We start from the raw sequence: 20,782 nt of genomic DNA on the forward strand, positions 1-20,782 counted from the left end.
ACAACGATATTTTGTAAATAAGATTTAATCATGATTTTAAATTTAAAACCTTCTAAATTTCTATTTTTTCTATTTTTCATATTAATCAATATAAGAAGTTGGTCGCAGAACAATTCAAATAATATTACTATTTGTTGGGATTCCTCTTTTTCGATGATTGAACGAGATTTAGAAAAAGAATTTGAAATTCTAGACAAAATTTTTCAGCGTACCCCCGACTTAACCGTACAATTATTAGTATTTAATATTAAGGTAACAGAGCAAAAATTTATTATTACCAATGGCGATTGGTTAAAGTTAAAAGAACAATTATTCAATGTTAAAGCAGATGGAGCAACTATTTATGATGGTCTTGAAGACAGAATATCTAATGAAACCGTTTATTATTTTACTGATGGCAATACACTTGATCCAAGGTCAATTCTGCCAATAAAAAAAGGGAATATAATTATTAATACCGTTGCTAATAGAAATAAGAAATTTTTAGAGAGCTCGGCTCTAATCGGTAAAGGTAGGTTGATGGATTTAGCGGCTATTTTACCAACCAATATCAACAATGATAGCATACAGAGTACTTCTTCTGAAAAAGAAGTAAATGGTACAGTTTACATAGATAATATACCATCAGGTGATATTGAAATAAGGGTCAAAGGTACTACTGAGGTTTTTCGTACGAATGAAAATGGGCAGTTTACCATTGTTGGCGCACCAGGTGATTCTATATTAATTACGAGTAGAGTTGATAGAACTATGAAGACAGTTCCAATAGGCTATTTTAATTCGAATGTAGATATTTTTTTAGATTCTAATGTAATGACTCTAGATGAAGTTATCGTATCAGAAAGACGTTTAGATATAACTTCTAAAAATATGATAAATACAGCTACTGGTCTACAAAATAGTGAGAGCATCGGTTACGCGGTTCAATCTATGGGAGATGAAGAAATTACATCAATACAAACAGATTTAAATCAATCGATTCAAAGTAGGTTTTCTAATGTTAATGTTGGACCTGACCAAGATCTAACTCAATTTACAGGAAGAAATAATAATACACTATTGGGTAATAGGTATGGGTTGGTGGTGGTTGACGGTATTCCAATTCAACAGTCAAATTCTTCCACAGGGTTTAGGGCAGACGCAACTTTTATTAATCCAGAGAACGTAGCAGATATAACTGTATTAAAGGGTTTGGCGGCTACTAATAGATATGGGTCTCTAGGTAGTGGTGGGGTAATTTTAATTACAACAAAATCAGCGGGAAAACGAAATAACGGAAGCTCTAATTCCGCTTTGGCAACGAACAATTTTTATGACCCTAACGTAAATTTAACTACTGAAAAATCTCCAATTTTAAAGGCGTTAAGTAATGAGACTAATTTAGAAAATGCGTATGATCAATATTTAATACTTCGAAACTTCAATGAAACTAACGATTCATTTTATTTAGATGCTTTTTCTTTTTTTAAGGATACTGATAAAGATATAGCTGCAAAGATTATTTCCAATTTTTGGGAGAAAGACCCAAAGAATGAAGCCTATTTAAGAATTACAGAATTAGCAATGCGATATTTAGGTTTTGATGAGGTGTCAGTTTTATTAAATCGCCAATTGAACGAGCTAAAGCCTTTAGCACTACAACCATTTTTTACTGAAGCTAAATTAAAACTTGCAAAAAGTGAAAAGCAAGAAGCACTTGATATGCTAACTAATTTAGAGAATGGCGGAGCCTATGGAAATTTAAATGTTCAACCGATTCAAAAGTCAATAGAACGTGAGTTGAAGAATTTAATTTTTAGAGATAGATCACAGTTAGATGTTACCAAAGTAAAAGAAAAATATTTTTCCAATTCTAAAATGAACGTGAGGCTTTTAGTTGAATGGAGTAACCCAAAATCTGAATTTCAGATACAATTTGTAAATCCTCAAAATCGTTTTTTTAATTGGGAGCATACTACCTCTGCAGATGCCAAAAGAATACAAGATGAAGTGGAGCTTGGTTTTGCTATGGAAGAATTTGAACTTTATGAAGATATAAAGGGAGAGTGGATTATAAATGCGACGTACATTGGTAATCTTGATCAGCAAAGTACTATGCCTCTTGCTCTTTTATGCACCGTATATACCAATTTTGGATATCCATCACAATCAGAAGAGAAAATTATTTTACATCTTACCAATGAAAATGCTAATAAAAGAATTGTTTCGTTAAAAATCTGATAGAGTAAATAACATTTTTGGCATATTATTTGTAGTATTTTTCTTAAAATATTATTGAAAATAAATCTGGACTCTTATGAAAAAAATTATCGTTCTTTTTGTTTTAGCATGTACCTTTTCTTTCGCTCAAGAAAAGAAAAATAGTATAAAAGGTAAAATAACCTATCTAGAAACTCCATTAGTTAATGCAGAAATTAAAGTTGTAGAAACCAATGAAATGGTAAAATCTAATGTAAATGGTACATATCAGATTAAAGCATTACCTGGTCAATCACTAATATTTAGCTACCCTAGTATGAGTTCTATAGAAATTTTGGTGGAAGATGTAACCAGAATTTTGAATATAGAGTTGACTCCTGAGATTAACCAATTAGATGAGGTGACGGTTGAAAAAACGGTCATAAAAAGCCAAAAACAGTTAAGATCGGAATACGCAACAAATAAAAAATTAATCAATACGGCTTTTGGTATTTTAGATAAGGAAATAACTAGTTTTTCTATAAAAATTTTAGAAGGTAAAGATTTAAACCCTATTGGTGGCAATCTTGGTAGTATTTTACAGTATAGGATTCCAGGGATAAAAGTAGAATGTTCAACTTGTACAATACCTTCAGCAATATATTTACGCGGGGCTAGCATGGGTATGTTCCCAGCCGTTTATGATATAGACGGTCTTGTCGTAAAAGATTTTCCTAGTTTTCTAGATGTGAATAACATTGAACGTGTAGCTGTGATAAGCAGTTTGGGAGCCGCTACTAAATATGGGGGTATTGCTAACGGTGGTGTAATCGTAATTAATACGAAAGGTGCAAACTTTTTTCCAGAACCAGGTTCAGATATACCGTATGATCAAGCTAAGCTTAGAAATAATAAATATGATAATTCTGCTTTAAGCAGTTCTGATCTTAAGTTAGATAAGCCTACTTATTTAAATAAATTGTTAAGTAGTACTACCGAAAGTGAGGCTATTGAATTATATAAGAATCAAGTAAAGATGTATGGCAGTTCTTATACTTATGTTTTAGATGCTTATGACTATTTTTCTCAACGTTGGAAAAATATTGATTTTGCAGATGAAATTATTCAAGATAATAGGGGTTTATTTAATGAAAATCCATTAGCATTAAAATCTTTAGCTTATATCTATCAAGCAGAAGGTAGGTTAGAAAAAGCTAATGAAATATATAAAGAGGTTTTTACTTTAAGAGCTAACTATGCCCAGTCTTATTTAGATATGGCAGAAAGTTATATAGAAATCAATGAATTCCAAAAAGCAGCAAGTATTTACGCACGATATGGTTATTTGTTGGAGCAAGGTTTTTTAAGAGCTGAAGGTGATTTAGGTATTATAATGGAGCGCGAGCTTAATAATTTAATTGCCTTAAAAGGAAAAGAACTTTTATCTAGCAAAGAATTGAAAAATATTGTTTTAGATGATGAGTTCGATGGTACTCGTCTGGTTTTTGAATGGAACGATAGTGAAGCTGAATTTGAGCTTGAATTTGTTAATCCTGAGGGTAATTATTTTAAGAGTGAACATTCCCTTTTTGCCGATGCTAACCGTATAAAAAATGAAAAAATATCAGGATTTTCAACAGAAGAATATCTTATTGATGATACGTTACGTGGAACTTGGCAAATAAATGCTAAATATCTTGGAAATAAAAGCTTAACACCGACCTATTTAAAAGCTACTATTTACCATAATTATGGTAGTGCTTCTCAACGTAAAGAGGTTAAGGTATTTAAATTGAATATAAGAAATGTAAGCCAACAGTTGTTCTCTGTTTCTAACGCGACCAGTATTGTATCTAACTAAATGAGAATAGTCTTTCAATTCATTTTTTTATTAATAATTAGCTCCGTCCTTGGTCAAGACACCTATAAAGGTCTAGTAGTAGATAAAACCACAAAACAGCCTGTACCCTTTGTAAATATTGGTGTGGTTGGTAAAGGAATGGGAACAGTTTCAGATGAAAAAGGTTTATTTTATTTGTATTTCAATGATAATAAAATACTAAGTACCGATATCGTTCAATTCTCATCTTTGGGGTATCAAACTATAGAAATGAGTGTTTCAAACGCAAAATATATATTGCATGAGCATTCAAAAATTGAAATGCGATCTGAAAATGTTCTTTTAGATGAAGTAGTAGTCTCAAATACACTATTAGTGCCCATTATAAAGCCAGTAGGGTATCGCAGTACTGATAATAATAACTTTGGGTATTGGAAGGATAACAAGGCACTAGGTGGTGAATTGGCAACTAGAATAGAAGTCAATAACCAGAAAAGAAAATTAAGTTCTTTAGAGTTTGAAATATTAGAAAACTTGTCGGATAGCTTATTGCTTCGGGTGAATGTATATGATATAGGGGATAATGATGGAGGTCCTAATCAAAATTTAAATAAGTCGAATAAAAATATTCTTTACACTTTAAAGAAGCATGAAGTTATAGTCAAAATAGATTTGGAACCGTATAACATACTGGTCAATAGTAGTTTTTATATATCCTTAGAACTTGTTAAACGTTACAACAATAAACCTGTAGGATTGGTATTGGCAGCAGCAGATAAAAATGACGAGCATGTAAAACGTACGAATAAAAAACCTATAGGATTGGGAATGACTATTCCGGAAAAGTCAAAAGGCACTTATCGCAGGTATTCTAGTCAAGGTAAATGGATTAAAGTTTCAAATATTAATATGGCATTTTATTTAGAGACTAAACAATTGGTTTCAAAAGATAAAGCAAAGAAGATAGAGGGCAAGCAAAAGAAAGACCGTGAGAAACGAAGAATAGTTTCAGGCTTTACCATTTCAGGAGGTAAAATGGTTTCTAATGTTGCTGTATATAATAAAAGAACCAAAGAAGTCACTTCTTCTGATCATTCTGGAAGGTATACCATTCATGCAGTAAAGAACGACATACTTATTTTTTCAAAAAATAGATATAAAAAAGTATTAGTAGAAATAGGTAAACAGCAGTTCGCCAATGCGATATTGCAATTAGAATAATTTCTTTTTTATGCTTACACCTGCAAAACCCCCATATTAAAAGGCTTGTCAATAGGCGAATGGTCAGCAGCCTCTATACCCATTGATGTCCACTTTCGGTTATCTTTTGGGAATTAAAAACCATTTTATCAATCATGTTATTATTATTATTATTATTACAGAATAATTAGATATAATGTTGATTATGAGATTCATTGTTGTTTTTCTTTTTCTTCTTTTATTTGTAAACGTATTTGGACAACAAAAAATACAAGGACGTATTACTTCTGATGGTATTTCGTTGTCGAATGTTCATATCACAAACCTTTCCACTAATTTAAAGACCTTTTCAGAGAAGGATGGGAAATATCTAACTACGGCAAGTCCTAAGGAGCAGCTGTTATTCACTCATGTAGCAATGGATACTGTTTTAATTTTAGTTGAAGACGTTACGAAGATTTTAAATCTGAAGATGAACCCTAGAACGGAAGTATTGGACGAGGTTGTCTTGACCAAAAAGATTAGTAGACAGAAAGAGTTGGCAATGACTTATTTTACAGACCCTACAATTGTCAATACCTCCTTTGGTTACATTAGCCCTTCATCTGTTGCCTATCATTTAAAAGTTATTGATGGTTCAGAATTTATAGCAGGTTCGGATTTGTTAAATGCAATAGCGGGTAGACGTGCTGGAATTAAGGTAGGTACTTATTTCGATATAAATGGAGTTCCGGTAAGAAGCTTATTTATAAGAGGAATTGGGTCCATTAAAAACCAATCTCCAGCTCTTTTTGAGGTTGATGGTATTATTTTTAACGATCCCCCGGTTTGGCTGGATATTTCAGTGGTGCAAAGAGTGGCAATTATTTCTGGGATTCAAGCTGTATGGCGATATGGCGCTATGGGTAGTGGTGGCGTTGTCATCATAAATACGAAAAATGGAATTCATGGTTTACGAGAAGAGAATAGTTTAAAACAATATGACCAAGCTCTTTTACGTAATAACTTTGTAAGCGGAAAAATTCTTAACGATATCGAAAAACAAAAAGAACTTCCTGAGTATATGAAATTGATGAATTCTGCGCTAACGTTAGAAGAAGCAGTTGGTTTTTACAAAAGATTTGCAGTTCAATTTTCAAGGAGTGCTCATTTCTATTTAGATACCTATAATCTATTTTACTCCAAGTTTGGAGAAAAAGTAGCTGATGAAATTATTACACTGAATTTTGACAGTTTTGAGAAAAACCCAGTTTGGTTAAAGGCTTTGGCTTTTTACTATGAAGAGCAAAAACGTTTTGAAATGGCGCATGATATTTATGAAAAAATATATGTATTAAGACCGGATTATGCCCAGAGTTATATTGATCTTTCAAATAGCTATAGAAATCTGAATAAACCTGAATCATCAATTGCATTTTTGGCCAGATATCAATATTTGTCTGAAAATGGATATTTTCAGGAAGAAAGCGAAGCTTTTAATTCAATAATTAAAAAAGAAACAGATAATCTGGTTTTTTCTAATAATTTTTATTCAGGAAGTAAAACTAATAAGGAAGAATTCAATACTAGGTTAATATTTGAATGGAACGATAGTGAGGCTGAATTCAACCTTCAATTTGTAAATCCAAATAATCAATTCTTTAATTGGAGCCATACATTAGAAAATGCGTCGGATAGAATTATGGATGAGAAAAAATTGGGATTTTCCATGGCTGATTTTATGTTAGATGATTCTTTACAAGGTTTATGGCAGGTAAATGGAACTTATTTTGGAAATAAACAATTAAGCCCATCTTTTCTCAAAGCGACCATATACCGGAATTATAATACAAAACAGCAAACCAAGGAAACTAAAGTTTACAGGCTTGATATTATTGGAGCGAATCAACAAATTCTTCGATTTAATTTAAGTAATCAAATTGTTAAAAATCAGTAAAGAATTATACCTGCAAAACCCCCATATTAAAAGGCTTGTCAATAGGCGAATGGTCAGCAGCCTCTATACCCATTGATATCCATTTACGGGTGTCTTTTGGGTCTATAATGGCATCTGTCCATAATCTAGAGGCTGCGTAATATGGAGATACTTGATCGTCATATCGCTGCTTGATCTTATCATAAAGCTCCTTCTCTTTTTCTTCGGTAATGGTTTCCCCCTTCTTTTTTAAAGATGCCTTTTCAATCTGTAATAATACCTTTGCAGCAGAGTTACCACCCATTACAGCAAGTTCAGCACTTGGCCAAGCAACAATTAATCTTGGGTCATAAGCTTTACCGCACATGGCATAATTTCCTGCACCGTAGCTATTACCTATAATAATGGTGAATTTTGGTACGACGGAGTTACTAACCGCATTTACCATTTTTGCACCATCTTTAATGATACCACCATGTTCACTCTTACTACCAACCATAAAACCGGTAACGTCTTGAAGAAAGACTAACGGAATTTTCTTTTGGTTGCAGTTAGCTATAAAACGGGTTGCCTTATCTGCAGAGTCAGAATAAATTACTCCGCCAAATTGCATTTCACCTTTTGCAGTTTTTACCACTTTTCTTTGGTTGGCTACAATACCAACTGCCCATCCGTCTATACGTGCATATCCTGTTAGAATGGTTTGTCCGTAGCCAGCTTTATATTCTTCAAAATCAGATTCATCTACCAATCGCTTAATGATTTCCATCATATCGTATTGTTCAGATCTAGAGCTTGGTAGAATTCCGTAAATATCATCCGGATTTTCTTTTGGCTTCAAACTTTTCTTACGGTTGTAGCCCGCTTTAGGGAAATCACCGATTTTATCCATAATATTCTTTATGGTATCTAAAGCCGCTGCATCATCCTTCGCTTTATAATCGGTTACTCCGCTAATTTCACAATGTGTGGTTGCACCGCCTAAAGTCTCGTTATCAATACTTTCGCCAATAGCTGCTTTTACCAAGTAGCTACCTGCTAAAAAAATACTTGCGGTCTTATCTACAATTAGCGCTTCATCGCTCATAATCGGTAAATACGCCCCGCCGGCAACACAACTACCCATAACGGCAGATATTTGTGTAATACCCATACTGCTCATAATGGCATTATTTCTAAATATGCGGCCAAAGTGTTCTTTGTCAGGAAAAATTTCATCCTGTAAAGGCAAGTACACTCCTGCGCTATCTACCAAGTATATAATTGGAAGTCTGTTCTCAATGGCTATTTCTTGTGCTCTTAAATTTTTCTTGGCAGTAATCGGGAACCACGCTCCGGCTTTAACCGTTGCATCATTGGCAACAACTATACACTGCTTTCCTTTGACATAGCCAATTTTAATAACCACGCCACCAGAAGGGCATCCGCCATGTTCTTCGTACATACCGTCGCCCACAAAGGCTCCGACTTCTATTTGTTCAGCTTTTGGATCTAAAAGATAATCAATACGCTCTCTAGCGGTCATTTTACCCTGATCATGCTGTTTGGCTATTTTGGCTTTTCCTCCACCTAAATAAACCTCGTTTAGCTTTCTTCTAAGGTCTGATAATAACAACTTATTCCTATCTTCGTTTTGATTGAATTTTAAATCCATTCTGTATAATTTCTTTTCTTTTGATAAAGATAAGGAGTTAATTTTGGTGTTCATGCAACAAAAAACAAAAAGTATGATAAAGTGGGGTATTGTTGGGGCTGGTAACATTGCGCATAGTTTTTCTAAAGACCTAGCCTTGGTAAAGAGTGGTAAATTGGTTTCTGTAGCTTCAAGAAGCTTAGAGAAAGCTCAAGATTTTGCTAACGAATATGGCGCGCCAAATGCTTATGGCAGTTATGAAGAGTTGTTTAAAAGCAATACAGTTGATGTCATTTACCTAGCAATACCACATACTTCGCACGCAACATTGAGTATTGCCGCTATGAAAGCTGGTAATGCCGTACTATGCGAAAAGCCAATGGGCGTAAATAGACATGAAGTTGAAGAAATGATTACCGTAGCCAAAGAAAATAATGTTTTTCTTATGGAAGCATTATGGTCGCGTTTTAACCCTACTATAAAAAAGGTAAAAGAATTGGTAGATAATGGGGCAATAGGTGAAGTAGGATATTTACATGCAGATTTTGCTTTTTATGGACTGGATAGGGATGAAAAAGGAAGGTTATTGAATCCGGATCTTGCTGGTGGTTCGCTTTTAGATATCGGAATCTACCCTATATTTCTAGCTTATTTAATATTAGGAAAACCGAAGGATATAAAAGCGACAGCTAATTTTTATAAAACGGGAGTTGAGGTGCAATGCAGCATGATTTTTAATTATGACAAGGCTCAAGCCATTCTGTATAGCGGACTCAATTCAAATTCAGAAAAGAAGGCGGAAATTGCTGGAAGCGAAGGTTCTATTTTTATTCACCCAAGATGGCATGAAGCTACGGGGTATACTTTAGAGAAAGATGGCGAATGCACTGCTAATGAGGTTGGAAAAATGGGCAAAGGTTATGTTCATGAGATTGAAGAAGTGCACGATTGTCTCATTTCTGGCAAGAAGGAAAGCGAATTATGGAACCATCAAAATAGTCTAGATTTAATTGCGATTATAGATTTGATTCGTAAAAAAACAGGAATTGTGTTTCCGTTTTAATAATTGCTATATTTTAATAGGTCAAATATCTTAAAATTTCCGATATTTGAAATTAGCTTAAATTTTAATTGACTCAAAAATGAACAAGAATACAGTGCTCGCATGGGCAACATTTATTATGATAATTGTAGGTTGTGGTCTTATCGCTCTTGGAGCATATAGATATAGAGATGTTGCTGGTTACGGCTTTGCTGCTGTTGGTGTTGGTTTCTTTGCCATTGCTTGGGTATTTAATGCACTAAAAGGAAGGGTTTAATATAAACCTGAACTTTAGACCTACTTATGTATCTACAGGTAGGTTTACTAATTTATTCATTTTATAATATACTATTATGTCAGACGATAAGAAGGTCATCTTCTCCATGTCAGGAGTTACGAAAACCTATAAAAATGCGAATACCCCAGTTTTAAAGAATATATACCTAAGTTTTTTCTACGGTGCCAAAATCGGAATCTTAGGTTTAAACGGGTCTGGTAAGTCTACTTTATTGAAAATTATTGCGGGAGTCGATAAAAACTTTCAAGGTGATGTTGTTTTTTCACCTGGTTACAATGTTGGGTACTTAGAGCAAGAACCTGAATTGGATGAAAACAAAACCGTTTTAGAGATTGTAAAAGAAGGTGTAGCGGAGACTGTTGCTATTCTTGATGAATACAATAAGATAAATGATATGTTCGGACTCCCAGAAGTTTATGAGAATCCTGACAAAATGCAGAAGTTGATGGATCAACAAGCTCTTTTGCAAGACAAAATTGATGCTGCAAATGCTTGGGAATTAGATACCAAGCTTGAAATTGCAATGGATGCTTTACGCACACCAGAACCTGATAAGAAAATTTCAGTATTGTCTGGTGGGGAAAGAAGAAGGGTTGCGTTGTGTAGATTATTACTTCAAGAACCTGAGATTTTATTATTAGATGAACCTACTAACCACTTAGATGCAGAATCTGTACATTGGTTAGAGCATCATTTAGCACAATATAAAGGAACCGTAATTGCCGTAACTCACGATAGATACTTCTTGGATAATGTTGCCGGTTGGATTCTTGAATTGGACAGGGGAGAAGGTATCCCTTGGAAAGGGAATTACTCATCTTGGTTAGATCAGAAATCGAAGCGTATGGCTCAAGAGAGCAAAACGGCTTCTAAAAGACAGAAAACTTTAGAGAGAGAGCTTGAATGGGTTCGTCAAGGTGCAAAAGGAAGGCAGACAAAACAGAAAGCTCGTCTTAATAATTATGATAAGTTAATGAGTCAAGATCAAAAACAGCTTGATGAAAAACTTGAAATTTATATTCCGAACGGACCTCGTTTGGGTACCAATGTAATTGAAGCAAAGGGAGTAAGTAAAGCTTTTGATGATAAATTACTTTACGAAGATTTGAACTTTAAATTACCACAAGCTGGTATTGTTGGTATTATTGGTCCGAATGGTGCTGGTAAGACAACTATTTTTAGAATGATCATGGGTGAAGAGACTCCTGATAAAGGAGAATTTGAAACAGGTGAAACTGCTAAAATCGCCTACGTTGATCAAAGTCATTCTAACATCGATCCTGAAAAAACCATTTGGCAGAATTTTAGTGATGAGCAAGAGATGGTAATGATGGGTGGTAAGCAAGTCAATTCTCGTGCTTATTTGAGTAGATTTAATTTTACAGGTAGTGAGCAAAATAAAAAGGTGAACATGTTATCTGGTGGTGAGCGTAACCGTTTACACCTAGCAATGACATTAAAAGAAGAAGGAAACGTTCTTCTATTAGATGAGCCTACCAACGATTTAGATGTAAACACATTACGTGCCTTAGAAGAAGGTTTGGAGAACTTTGCAGGTTGTGCGGTGGTAATATCGCATGATAGATGGTTCTTAGATCGTATTTGTACACATATCTTAGCCTTCGAAGGTGACTCTCAAGTATATTTCTTTGAAGGTTCTTTCTCTGACTATGAAGAGAGCAAAAAGAAACGTTTAGGCGGAGATTTAATGCCGAAACGAATCAAGTATAAGAAACTGATTAGATAATCAAGTATTTATATAGAAAAAGCCCGCAATCGCGGGCTTTTTTATTTTAATCTAACTGATAAAATTAGTATTCAGCATTAGGGTACCAATCTAATTGAACAACCTCAATGCCTTGATTGCCTGCATCGACTAATTGCTTAAATTTTGCAACATCACTAACATCTGGTTTGCCTCTGTAGTGATAAGGGTAAACTTGTTTTGGTTTAAAATCCAATACTGCAGAAGCAGCGCTTTCAACTGTCATCGTGTATGGTAAATTCATACATACAAAAGCTTTGTCAATATTTTTTAAAGAACGCATTTCTGGAATGTCTTCTGTATCGCCAGAAAAATAGATTCGTTGCTTGTCGATTGTAAGAACATAACCGTTACCGCGACCTTTGGTATGGAAATTTAAAGCTTCTTTTCTCAGATTATACATAGGTATGGCTTCGATGGTAATTCCCGCTAATTTCTTGCTGGCACCATTCTCCATAATTTCTAATTGCTTTGAATACGTTGCAGGTAACTCATCGGCAACTGCTTGCGGTACAATTAAAGTTGCATTAGAAGTGTCTAAGGCATCAAGAGTTTCGGCACTTAAGTGATCACCATGTATATCGGTAATCAATATTAAAGTTGGGTTTTTTTGACCTTCAAAAGCAGCTGCTCCACCAGTAGGGTCAACGTATATAACAACATCTTCCCATTCAATTACTGCTGTCGCGTGTTCTATTGGTGTTATTTTAATAGCATCAACTTTGCGTTCACTCATTTCAACTGGTGCAGACATATTTTCTTCGATTTCAGTGGTAGCATCTATTTCGCCCTCAGATTTTTTTACTTCTTTGCAAGAAAAAAAAATTGTGCCTATCATTAGTAAAACAAGTAATTCTTTTAGTTTCATTATGTTACGTTTAAAGAGTTAGTTCCATTTTTATATCTGACCTAAGATACTCTAAATTATCCTCTAAAGGAACATTTATAAATCCGAATTTCTTATATATATGCAGTGCCGTGTCTAATTTTATACTGGAGTAAAGTTCTAAGGTGTGCCAATTTTCATTTTTAGAAAAATCTATAGCGTAGGCTAGTAATTTTTGACCGATCTGTAAACCATGGTAATTTTTATCTACAGCCATTTTTCCTAATTCGAATCTTCGATTATCTTTTTTAATTAATGCAAAGCATCCTACGGGTTCATTATTCCATAATCCCATAAAAATAAATCCGCCTTTATCAATAATAGAAGTCTGGCTGTTTTCTAATAACTCCTTATCTTTCTCTTCCACAGTAAAAAATTCTGTTATCCATGCTATATTCAACTCTTTAAAGTTTTGAGTATATTTAGACTCATAAGGTACAATGGTAAGCATAATCTTAAATGGGTATATTTATAAATCCTAAGTTATGTCTTATTATAGGGTATTTATCATGATCAAGAATTTATTTTAACACTAAAAAATCTAAAAATTAAATTAACTCGTATATAACCTGAACAAACAGACACTTTATTAAATTTAAAATTATGACTGAAACAAAAAACAACAACGGCTTAAAAGTTTTGACCGCTCTTTTAGGTGTTGTGCTTTTAGGAACTATCATTTACACAGTAAGTCTTTACCAAGATAAAAAGAAGACCGAAGTTGTTCTTTCTAAAGAGAAAGAATTGGTAGTAGAAGATTTAAATAGCTTAAAATCTGAGTATGATAAAGCTATTTTAGAGAGCAATGCAACTAACGAAGAGTTAGTTAGTGCTAGAGATAATATTGCAAAATATATTGACTCTGTAAAGACAATGAAAGCTGATATCGGATCTTTATCTAGATACAGAAGACAAGTTGGTGTTCTTAAAGCTGAAAGAGAGCAATTATTAAAGCAAGTTGATTCATTAACTCGTTCTAACTCTATGATTGCTATGCAACGTGATAGTACGTATGTTGAATTAGAGAAGCAAACAGTTTTTAATGATTCTTTGGTTGTACAAAACACAAACTTGGCACAAGTAGTTGAGAAAGGTTCTGCTTTGAACTTATCTAAATTTAATGTTGATGCAGTTAAAGAGCGTAACAACGGTAAATTAGTTTCTACACAACGTGCTAAAGCAACTGACAAGTTTAAAATTTGTTTTACTGTTGCAGATAACGTTATTGCACAAGCTGGTGATAGAGAGTTCTTCTTAGAAGTTTTAGATCCTCAAGGTAATGTATTAGGTGGTAGTAACTCTAAAACTAATGATAATGGAGCTTCTATTACTTACAGTAAGCAAACTGGTTTCTACTATGAGAACAAATCTTTAGATGTATGTGATTATATTAGTAAGCCATCTGGTGACTTCAAAGACGGTAACTATATGGTAAACGTTTATGATGATCAATTAAAATTATTGGGTACTTCTAAATTCATGTTGAAGTAAGATTACCTTATTTGATATAAAAATGGCGACCAATTGGTCGCCATTTTTCATTTCTACTAGTTTGGTTTTAGTCCTTTAAACTACCTACCATATTTTCTGGTTTAACCCAATCGTCATAATCTTCTTCAGTAACATAGCCTAGGTTGACTGCTTCCACTTTTAAGGTGGTTCCATTTTTATGGGCAGTGTTTGCAATTTCAGCGGCTTTGTAATACCCTATTTTAGTATTTAAAGCAGTAACCAACATCAATGAGTTGTTCAATAATTGTTTTATTACTTCATGGTTAGGTTCAATGCCAGCAGCACAGTGCTCTTCGAAACTTACACAGGCATCGCCAATTAATTGTGCCGATTGTAATATGTTGGCAGCCATCATTGGTTTAAAAACATTTAATTCATAATGCCCTTGTGTACCACCAACGCTAATAGCAACATCATTGCCCATAACTTGAGCACAAACCATAGTAAGTGCCTCGCATTGTGTAGGGTTCACTTTACCTGGCATAATAGAGCTACCTGGCTCGTTTGCAGGAATAATGATTTCACCGATACCAGAACGAGGACCAGATGCCATCATTCTAATATCATTGGCAATCTTATTAAGAGAAACAGCTAATTGCTTTAATGCACCGTGACTTTCAACAATTGCATCATGAGCAGCTAATGCTTCAAATTTGTTTTCTGCTGTAATAAAAGGTAACCCTGTAAATTCAGCAATGTATTTGGCAACCAAAACATCGTACCCTTCTGGTGTGTTTAAACCTGTACCAACAGCTGTACCACCAAGAGCTAATTCACTTAAATGTGCCAGTGTATTGTTTAATGCTTTTAAACCATGGTCTAATTGAGAAACATATCCAGAAAATTCTTGACCTAAGGTTAGGGGAGTAGCATCCATTAAATGTGTACGACCAATCTTAACTACATTTTTAAATTCAATTGACTTTTTGTGAAGCTTATCTCTTAATTGGGTAACGCCCGGTATGGTCACTTCAACAATCTTTTTGTAAGCTGCAATATGCATACCCGTTGGGAAGGTATCGTTCGATGATTGAGATTTGTTTACATCATCATTAGGTTGAATTGTTTTCTCGCCTTCACCGATTACTTTACCAGCAATTTCATGAGCCCTGTTTGCAACAACTTCATTAACGTTCATGTTACTTTGCGTACCAGAACCCGTTTGCCAAATTACTAGAGGAAACTGGTCATCTAGTTTACCTTCTAAAATCTCTTCGCAAACTTGAGCAATTAAATCTCTTTTCTCAGCTGCTAATACACCAAGTTCACAATTAGCATAGGCTGCTGATTTTTTTAAATAGGCAAAGCCATAAACAATGTCTAACGGCATAGATGCCGTAGGACCAATCTTAAAGTTATTGCGAGAACGCTCTGTCTGCGCTCCCCAATATTTGTCTTTGGGTACCTCGACATTACCCATGGTATCTTTCTCGATTCTAAATTTCATAGTAGTATATTTTAATGAATCTTAAGTTAACTTGTTTTAGAAGTTCAAAAATAAGGTTTACATTTATTTTAATAGTGACAACATTGTTCAGATTAGTGAAATAAATTTTGCCTAACGTTTGCAAAAAATAATTCGTTTATGGTATCTTTGCAATATATAAGTAATAAGATATGTTTGATTTTGACCAATATTTAGGATTTTTAGCTTTCTTGACCATATTAACCATTGGTTTCTGGCTGATGATGTTTTTGTTATTATTTGTTGTTCCTTACTGGTTAGGAGGTAACATTATAGAGTTATTGAAAGAAAGACGCGATAAGAAAAAAGCCGCGAGAGAGGCTTAAATAATACAGTATAAAAAAAGGAGCCTATTGGCTCCTTTTTTTTGTGTCTTGTTTTCTGGTTTCTATCCTTCTATTTCATCTCCGTTATCTTCGCCGTTACCATCACCTCTTCCTTTTTTGTTTCTTTCCTTTGGTTGATTAAAGCGATATACAAACCCCATAGTTATCTGGCGTTGTCTCCATTGAAATTCACTTTCTGAAGTAAAGAATTCTGTTTCTGTATAAGAAGTTCTTTTTCTAGAGTTTAGTAAATCACTTACGTTTAGGGAAATGGTCCCATTATCTTTTAAGATATCTTTACTAAAGGCTAAGTTCAATGAAAATATACCTCCGTTTTCTGTTTGCGCAGTTGAAGATGGTCCTCTATAAAACGCATTTGTTTGCCAATCTACCTTTGCAGGTAATGAAACTTTAGAACTAAATCTCGCAAACCAACTTGTATTTGTAGTTCCATAATCAACACCATTAAAAGCCCCTTCTGTAGAAAATTGAAAGAAGTTAAAACTAGAGTTTAAGCGTAGCCATTTAGCGGCACTATATAATACCCCTGCCTCAAAACCTATTCTGTCATTTGTAGAAAGGTTGATTGGAATAGATCTTATAATTTCTATACCATCAGTGGTCGTTTGCCCTGTTTCTTCTTGAATTCGCTCAAAAGAGTCTGTTTCTTTCTGATAATAGATAGATGAAGTAAGGGTTAGTTTATCCCACCTCTTTAAATAACCTATATCAAAAGCATTTGAGAATGCAGGGTTCAAATCGGGATTTCCTTGAAAAATATTTGTTCTACTAGATCTAGATGGAAAAGGGTTTACGAACCTTCCTCTAGGTCTGTTTATTCTTCTGTTGTAACCTACTGAAATATTTTCATTTTCTGCTAATTCGTAAATTAAATTCACAGTAGGGAAAAGTCCTAAGTAGTTTTTATCAAAATTGGCTTCCACATCAACACCTAATTGATCTTCTAATTCGCTAGTGTCATAAAGAGAAGATAGTTCACCTTTCAATTGCGTGTTTTCTAATCGCAATCCTAGTAAAAAAGAAAACTTCCCAAATTTGTTTCCGTACTGTGTGTATAATGCATTTACATTTTCGGTATAGGTGAATAAATTGGTAAGGTCTTCATTAATATCAAACTGTCCTGTAGATTGATTTAGAGAATCTAAACGGTAGTCAGTTGCGGTTTCTTCAAATGTACCTCTATAACCAACTTCAAACTGAGCATCGCCCATCGGTAGCACATAGTCAGCTTGAACCAAATATTCATTATCTGTTTCGTTCTCGAATACATTTTCTAATACAATTAAATTATTATTAGGTAATGTATTGTTTTCTTGAATAATTGAAAATTTATCTTCTTCACCTTTAGAGTACTGAAGGTCTACAGTTAATTTTTGTCCGTCGTCGTCAAGATCGTTCACATAATTTAAAGAGAATTGATAGTTTTCATCATCTTCATTTTCATCTTCAGTTCTAAATGTTTCGCTATTTAATGCATTATCTATAAACCTTTGGTTGGTGTTTTCCGTATCGTCTTCGCTATCAGATGTTCTGTAGAATACACTACCAGTTATAGAAGATTTTTCAGTTAAAAAATATTCTAAACCTAAGTTGGTATTAAATCCTTTACGCAGCCTATTATATTCTCTGTCTTCGATAATTCTGTCATAGGTACCAGAAGAGTAGGTGTTGTCATAAAAAGCATTACCAGGGGCATCTCTATAGTTGTAACCTGTTGTGTTGAAGAGATTAAATTTGTCGGTACGTAAATTTGTATTTACCGATATGCCACTATTAACCGGGTACCCAATAGTAGTATTTACAGAGCCGTTAAAACCAAGTGTTTTTTCCTTTTTAAGAATAATGTTTAGAATACCTGCGGTACCTTCTGCATCATATCTTGCAGACGGACTAGTAATTACCTCAACACTTTCAATAGCATCTGCAGGTAGCTGTGTTAATGCATCTGTAGATCCAAACCCAGCAAGAGCCGATGGTTTTCCGTTAATTAAGATTCTTACATTTGCATTGCCTCGTAGGCTAATAGCACCTTCTACATCAACATCAACTGATGGTACGTTATTAAGTGCATCAGTAATAGTTGCGCCGCTGTTGGTTAAGTCTTTTCCAATATTATATATTTTTTTGTCTAAACGAACCTCTACGGTTGTTTTTTCTCCAACAACCTCAACAGCTTCTAATTGAGCAACATCTAAGGCAAGTCTAACAGTGCCTAAATCTTTATTTTCTGTTAGAGTTTGATTTGGTAATTTGTATGTTTTGTATGAAATGTATTCGATAGAGATATTGTATTTGCCAGGTGATGCTTCTACCTTAAAATTACCATCGATATCTGTGATGCCTCCCGTAATTTTATCAGGATTGTTCACACTTTGTAGTACTAGTGTGGCATACTCTAAAGGAAGGTTGTCGTCTTTATCAAGAACCTTTCCGCTAATTGTAATCGGAGCTCTTTCCCGGTCTCCTCCCGGTCTTTGACTATATGTATAATTGAAGGATAGTGCTAGGAGTAGGAGTAAGGGAAAAAGTTGTTTCATTTAGTCAGTTTTTGGTTTTCTTTCGTTTTTCTTTTTTGTTCTTTTTATTCTTCTTCAAGGTTTTTGAAACACCATCTTTTTGTAATGCAACAAAAGCCTCATACTTTTCTAAAGGCAAACCAGCCTTTAATTCTTCATCTTGTCTTTTTGTTATATTCTCATAAACCTCTGCCATTTTTTCTGGCGGAAGTTTCAAAATTTGAGCTTCTATACGCTCTTGCACATATTTCTTTAATACAGAACTTAATACAGCCTGTTCAAAATCATTTAACGCAAGCGCTTCAGTAATTCTTGGCATTTCGCCGTCAACCAATTCCTCGGCAGTTTTAGGTTTTGGTTCTTCGGCTGGTGTTTGTGCCTGAGGTATTGAACTACCTTGTCTGCCATAACCGTTGCCACCTCGAGATCCATAACCGCTATTGCCATAACCGTATTGTGGGTAAATTTCAGAACTTCCTAATAGAATTATTAGCAAGCCCAAAAACTTTAGATTGCTACATTTTATTACTTTTTTCATATGATTAGATTATAAAGTTATACTATGGTTTAACCGTAAATGGTTAATACTTTGTTAAGATAATTGACTAGGCGTTTATAAGGGATTCTATTTTAGCAATTCATTAATGTTCGATGTCGGTCTGCCAATAACAGCTGTATTGCCATTTATGACGATAGGTCTCTCTATTAATTTAGGGTATTCTATCATCGCAGTTATCAATTCTTCATCTGATAAGGGTAAGTTTTTAAACTTCTCTTTCCAAATTGCTTCAGATTTACGTACCAGATTAATAGGTTTAATATCTAGACAGCTAATAATATTTCTTAATTCTTCTTTGGTTGGTATTTCTTCTAAATACTTTACTACTTCAAAAGTCTTGCCAGATTCTTCTAACACTTTTAAACCATCTCTAGATTTACTACATCTAGAATTATGATATATTTTAATCATGATTTTTAAATTTAATAAATATAATCCCAATTCATTAAATCATATGGATTGGGATTACATTTTTATTCTTCTTCTCTCTGACCCATTAACATTAGAAAGGCTTTTAGAAATTGATCAATATCTCCGTTCATAACATTGTCGACATTGCCTGTCTCTTCGCCTGTGCGTACATCTTTTATTAATTTATAAGGATGCATTACATAATTTCTAATCTGTGATCCCCATTCAATTTTCATTTTAGAAGACTCAATTTCTTGTCTTGCTTCCATTTTCTTACGCAGTTCGATCTCATACAATTGAGACTTTAGCATTTTCATTGCCGTAGCCCTATTTTCGTGTTGACTTCTACTATCTGAACAAGAAATTTGAATACCTGTAGGGTGATGGGTTAATTGAACTTTAGTCTCAACTTTGTTAACATTCTGCCCGCCGGCACCACTTGACCTTGCAGTGGTGATTGTAATATCTGCGGGATTTACATTAATCTCTATACTGTCATCTACCAATGGGTAAACATATACCGATGCAAAAGAAGTATGTCTCTTTGCATTACTATCGAACGGAGAAATTCGTACCAATCTATGTACGCCGTTTTCACCTTTCAGCCATCCGAAGGCATATTCACCATCAATTTCTAATGTTACGGTTTTAATACCGGCAACATCACCTTCTTGATAATTGAGCTCTTTAATCTTGTAACCGTTCTTTTCTGCCCACATCATATACATACGCATAAGCATTGCAGCCCAATCGCAGCTTTCTGTTCCACCTGCACCTGCGGTAATTTGCAAAACTGCCGGTAGTTCATCACCTTCTTCAGACAACATGTTTTTGAATTCCATCTTTTCAATGGTATTCAAAGCTTTTGTATATTGATTTTCAACTTCCTCTTCTGAAACTTCTCCTTCTTGTTGAAATTCAATGAGTATTTCTAATTCTGCAATTAAATTTTCTGCTGCATTATAGTCATCTACCCATTGCTTTTTAGATTGGATGAATTTCATATGAGTCTGTGCTTCTTGGGGATTATTCCAAAAATCAGGTGCCAAGGTTTTCTCTTGCTCGTTTTCTATTTCTATTAATTTGCCATCGATGTCAAAGATACCTCCTCAACGCACCAAGGCGATCTATAAGACCTTTGTAGTGGTCTATACTTACGTTCATAAAATTTTATTTTGGGTAAAAATAATACTCTTTTGTTGATTGTAAAGAATG

The 20,782-nt window shown here is 34.2% G+C and carries 17 protein-coding genes; 9 read left to right on the top strand and 8 right to left on the bottom strand.

Annotated elements, in window-relative coordinates:
- Nucleotides 1–30: 30 nt before the first annotated feature.
- The 4 genes from ACPF9A_RS17645 (at nucleotide 31) to ACPF9A_RS17660 (ending at nucleotide 7,154) form a co-directional block, all read left to right on the top strand.
- Entirely contained in the window at nucleotides 31–2,220 is a 2,190-nt protein-coding gene (locus tag ACPF9A_RS17645; protein ID WP_423998962.1) for a TonB-dependent receptor plug domain-containing protein, read from the top strand.
- Between the two features lie 76 nt (nucleotides 2,221–2,296).
- Nucleotides 2,297–4,039 carry a carboxypeptidase-like regulatory domain-containing protein gene (locus tag ACPF9A_RS17650; RefSeq protein WP_423998964.1) on the top strand — a complete coding sequence of 581 codons (1,743 nt, stop codon included), beginning with the start codon at nucleotides 2,297–2,299 and terminating at the stop codon, nucleotides 4,037–4,039.
- A complete protein-coding gene (locus ACPF9A_RS17655) occupies nucleotides 4,040–5,239 on the top strand; it encodes a carboxypeptidase-like regulatory domain-containing protein (RefSeq protein WP_423998966.1) in 1,200 nt (399 codons plus the stop codon).
- A gap of 184 nt (nucleotides 5,240–5,423) precedes the next feature.
- Nucleotides 5,424–7,154, top strand: coding sequence for a hypothetical protein (locus ACPF9A_RS17660; RefSeq protein ID WP_423998968.1), 1,731 nt, complete (start codon nucleotides 5,424–5,426; stop codon nucleotides 7,152–7,154).
- 4 nt (nucleotides 7,155–7,158) lie between these two features.
- On the opposite strand, the gene ACPF9A_RS17665 is transcribed toward ACPF9A_RS17660, so the two are convergent.
- Entirely contained in the window at nucleotides 7,159–8,787 is a 1,629-nt protein-coding gene (locus ACPF9A_RS17665; RefSeq protein WP_424004515.1) for an acyl-CoA carboxylase subunit beta, read from the bottom strand.
- A 73-nt stretch (nucleotides 8,788–8,860) separates the two neighbouring features.
- Here ACPF9A_RS17665 and ACPF9A_RS17670 point away from each other — a divergent pair, with 73 nt between their 5' ends.
- The 3 genes from ACPF9A_RS17670 to ettA all read left to right on the top strand — a co-directional run bounded on the left by ACPF9A_RS17670 (nucleotide 8,861) and on the right by ettA (nucleotide 11,853).
- The gene (locus tag ACPF9A_RS17670; RefSeq protein WP_423998970.1) at nucleotides 8,861–9,829 is read left to right on the top strand and encodes a Gfo/Idh/MocA family protein; all 969 of its coding nucleotides are present in this window, start codon (nucleotides 8,861–8,863) and stop codon (nucleotides 9,827–9,829) included.
- Between the two features lie 79 nt (nucleotides 9,830–9,908).
- Nucleotides 9,909–10,085, top strand: a complete 177-nt coding sequence (locus ACPF9A_RS17675; RefSeq protein ID WP_423998972.1) for a CAL67264 family membrane protein — start codon at nucleotides 9,909–9,911, stop codon at nucleotides 10,083–10,085.
- Between the two features lie 76 nt (nucleotides 10,086–10,161).
- Complete coding sequence (gene ettA / locus ACPF9A_RS17680) at nucleotides 10,162–11,853, top strand: energy-dependent translational throttle protein EttA (protein WP_423998973.1); 1,692 nt, start codon at nucleotides 10,162–10,164, stop codon at nucleotides 11,851–11,853.
- Between the two features lie 64 nt (nucleotides 11,854–11,917).
- Here ettA and ACPF9A_RS17685 read toward each other — a convergent pair whose 3' ends face one another.
- Together ACPF9A_RS17685 and ACPF9A_RS17690 are read right to left on the bottom strand one after the other, a co-directional pair.
- Nucleotides 11,918–12,739: an MBL fold metallo-hydrolase gene (locus ACPF9A_RS17685; protein ID WP_423998975.1), complete on the bottom strand. Its 822-nt coding sequence runs from the start codon at nucleotides 12,737–12,739 to the stop codon at nucleotides 11,918–11,920.
- 10 nt (nucleotides 12,740–12,749) lie between these two features.
- The gene (locus tag ACPF9A_RS17690) at nucleotides 12,750–13,208 is read right to left on the bottom strand and encodes a GNAT family N-acetyltransferase (protein ID WP_423998977.1); all 459 of its coding nucleotides are present in this window, start codon (nucleotides 13,206–13,208) and stop codon (nucleotides 12,750–12,752) included.
- A gap of 152 nt (nucleotides 13,209–13,360) precedes the next feature.
- Here ACPF9A_RS17690 and ACPF9A_RS17695 point away from each other — a divergent pair, with 152 nt between their 5' ends.
- Nucleotides 13,361–14,248 carry a hypothetical protein gene (locus tag ACPF9A_RS17695; RefSeq protein WP_423998979.1) on the top strand — a complete coding sequence of 296 codons (888 nt, stop codon included), beginning with the start codon at nucleotides 13,361–13,363 and terminating at the stop codon, nucleotides 14,246–14,248.
- Nucleotides 14,249–14,315: 67 nt separating this feature from the next.
- On the opposite strand, the gene fumC is transcribed toward ACPF9A_RS17695, so the two are convergent.
- Nucleotides 14,316–15,716, bottom strand: coding sequence for a class II fumarate hydratase (fumC, locus tag ACPF9A_RS17700; protein WP_423998981.1), 1,401 nt, complete (start codon nucleotides 15,714–15,716; stop codon nucleotides 14,316–14,318).
- A 170-nt stretch (nucleotides 15,717–15,886) separates the two neighbouring features.
- Between fumC and ACPF9A_RS17705 the strand changes: the two genes are divergently transcribed.
- Nucleotides 15,887–16,060, top strand: coding sequence for a hypothetical protein (locus tag ACPF9A_RS17705; RefSeq protein WP_091609002.1), 174 nt, complete (start codon nucleotides 15,887–15,889; stop codon nucleotides 16,058–16,060).
- A 62-nt stretch (nucleotides 16,061–16,122) separates the two neighbouring features.
- Here ACPF9A_RS17705 and ACPF9A_RS17710 read toward each other — a convergent pair whose 3' ends face one another.
- The 4 genes from ACPF9A_RS17710 to prfB all read right to left on the bottom strand — a co-directional run bounded on the left by ACPF9A_RS17710 (nucleotide 16,123) and on the right by prfB (nucleotide 20,731).
- Nucleotides 16,123–18,618 (bottom strand): TonB-dependent receptor domain-containing protein, encoded by a 2,496-nt coding sequence (locus ACPF9A_RS17710; RefSeq protein ID WP_423998984.1) that lies wholly within the window; start codon nucleotides 18,616–18,618, stop codon nucleotides 16,123–16,125.
- Nucleotides 18,619–18,622: 4 nt separating this feature from the next.
- The gene (locus ACPF9A_RS17715) at nucleotides 18,623–19,135 is read right to left on the bottom strand and encodes a hypothetical protein (protein WP_423998986.1); all 513 of its coding nucleotides are present in this window, start codon (nucleotides 19,133–19,135) and stop codon (nucleotides 18,623–18,625) included.
- An 87-nt stretch (nucleotides 19,136–19,222) separates the two neighbouring features.
- Nucleotides 19,223–19,567, bottom strand: a complete 345-nt coding sequence (gene arsC, locus ACPF9A_RS17720) for an arsenate reductase (glutaredoxin) (protein WP_423998988.1) — start codon at nucleotides 19,565–19,567, stop codon at nucleotides 19,223–19,225.
- A gap of 62 nt (nucleotides 19,568–19,629) precedes the next feature.
- Nucleotides 19,630–20,731 (bottom strand): peptide chain release factor 2 gene (gene prfB, locus ACPF9A_RS17725; RefSeq protein WP_423998990.1). Its coding sequence is split into 2 segments (ribosomal slippage): nucleotides 19,630–20,664 and nucleotides 20,666–20,731, totalling 1,101 coding nucleotides; the frame shifts between segments, so codons are not numbered across the junction.
- Between the last annotated feature and the right edge of the window lie 51 nt (nucleotides 20,732–20,782).

The sequence above is a fragment of the Maribacter sp. IgM3_T14_3 genome, from assembly GCF_049603095.1.
Classification (GTDB): Bacteria; Bacteroidota; Bacteroidia; order Flavobacteriales; family Flavobacteriaceae; genus Maribacter.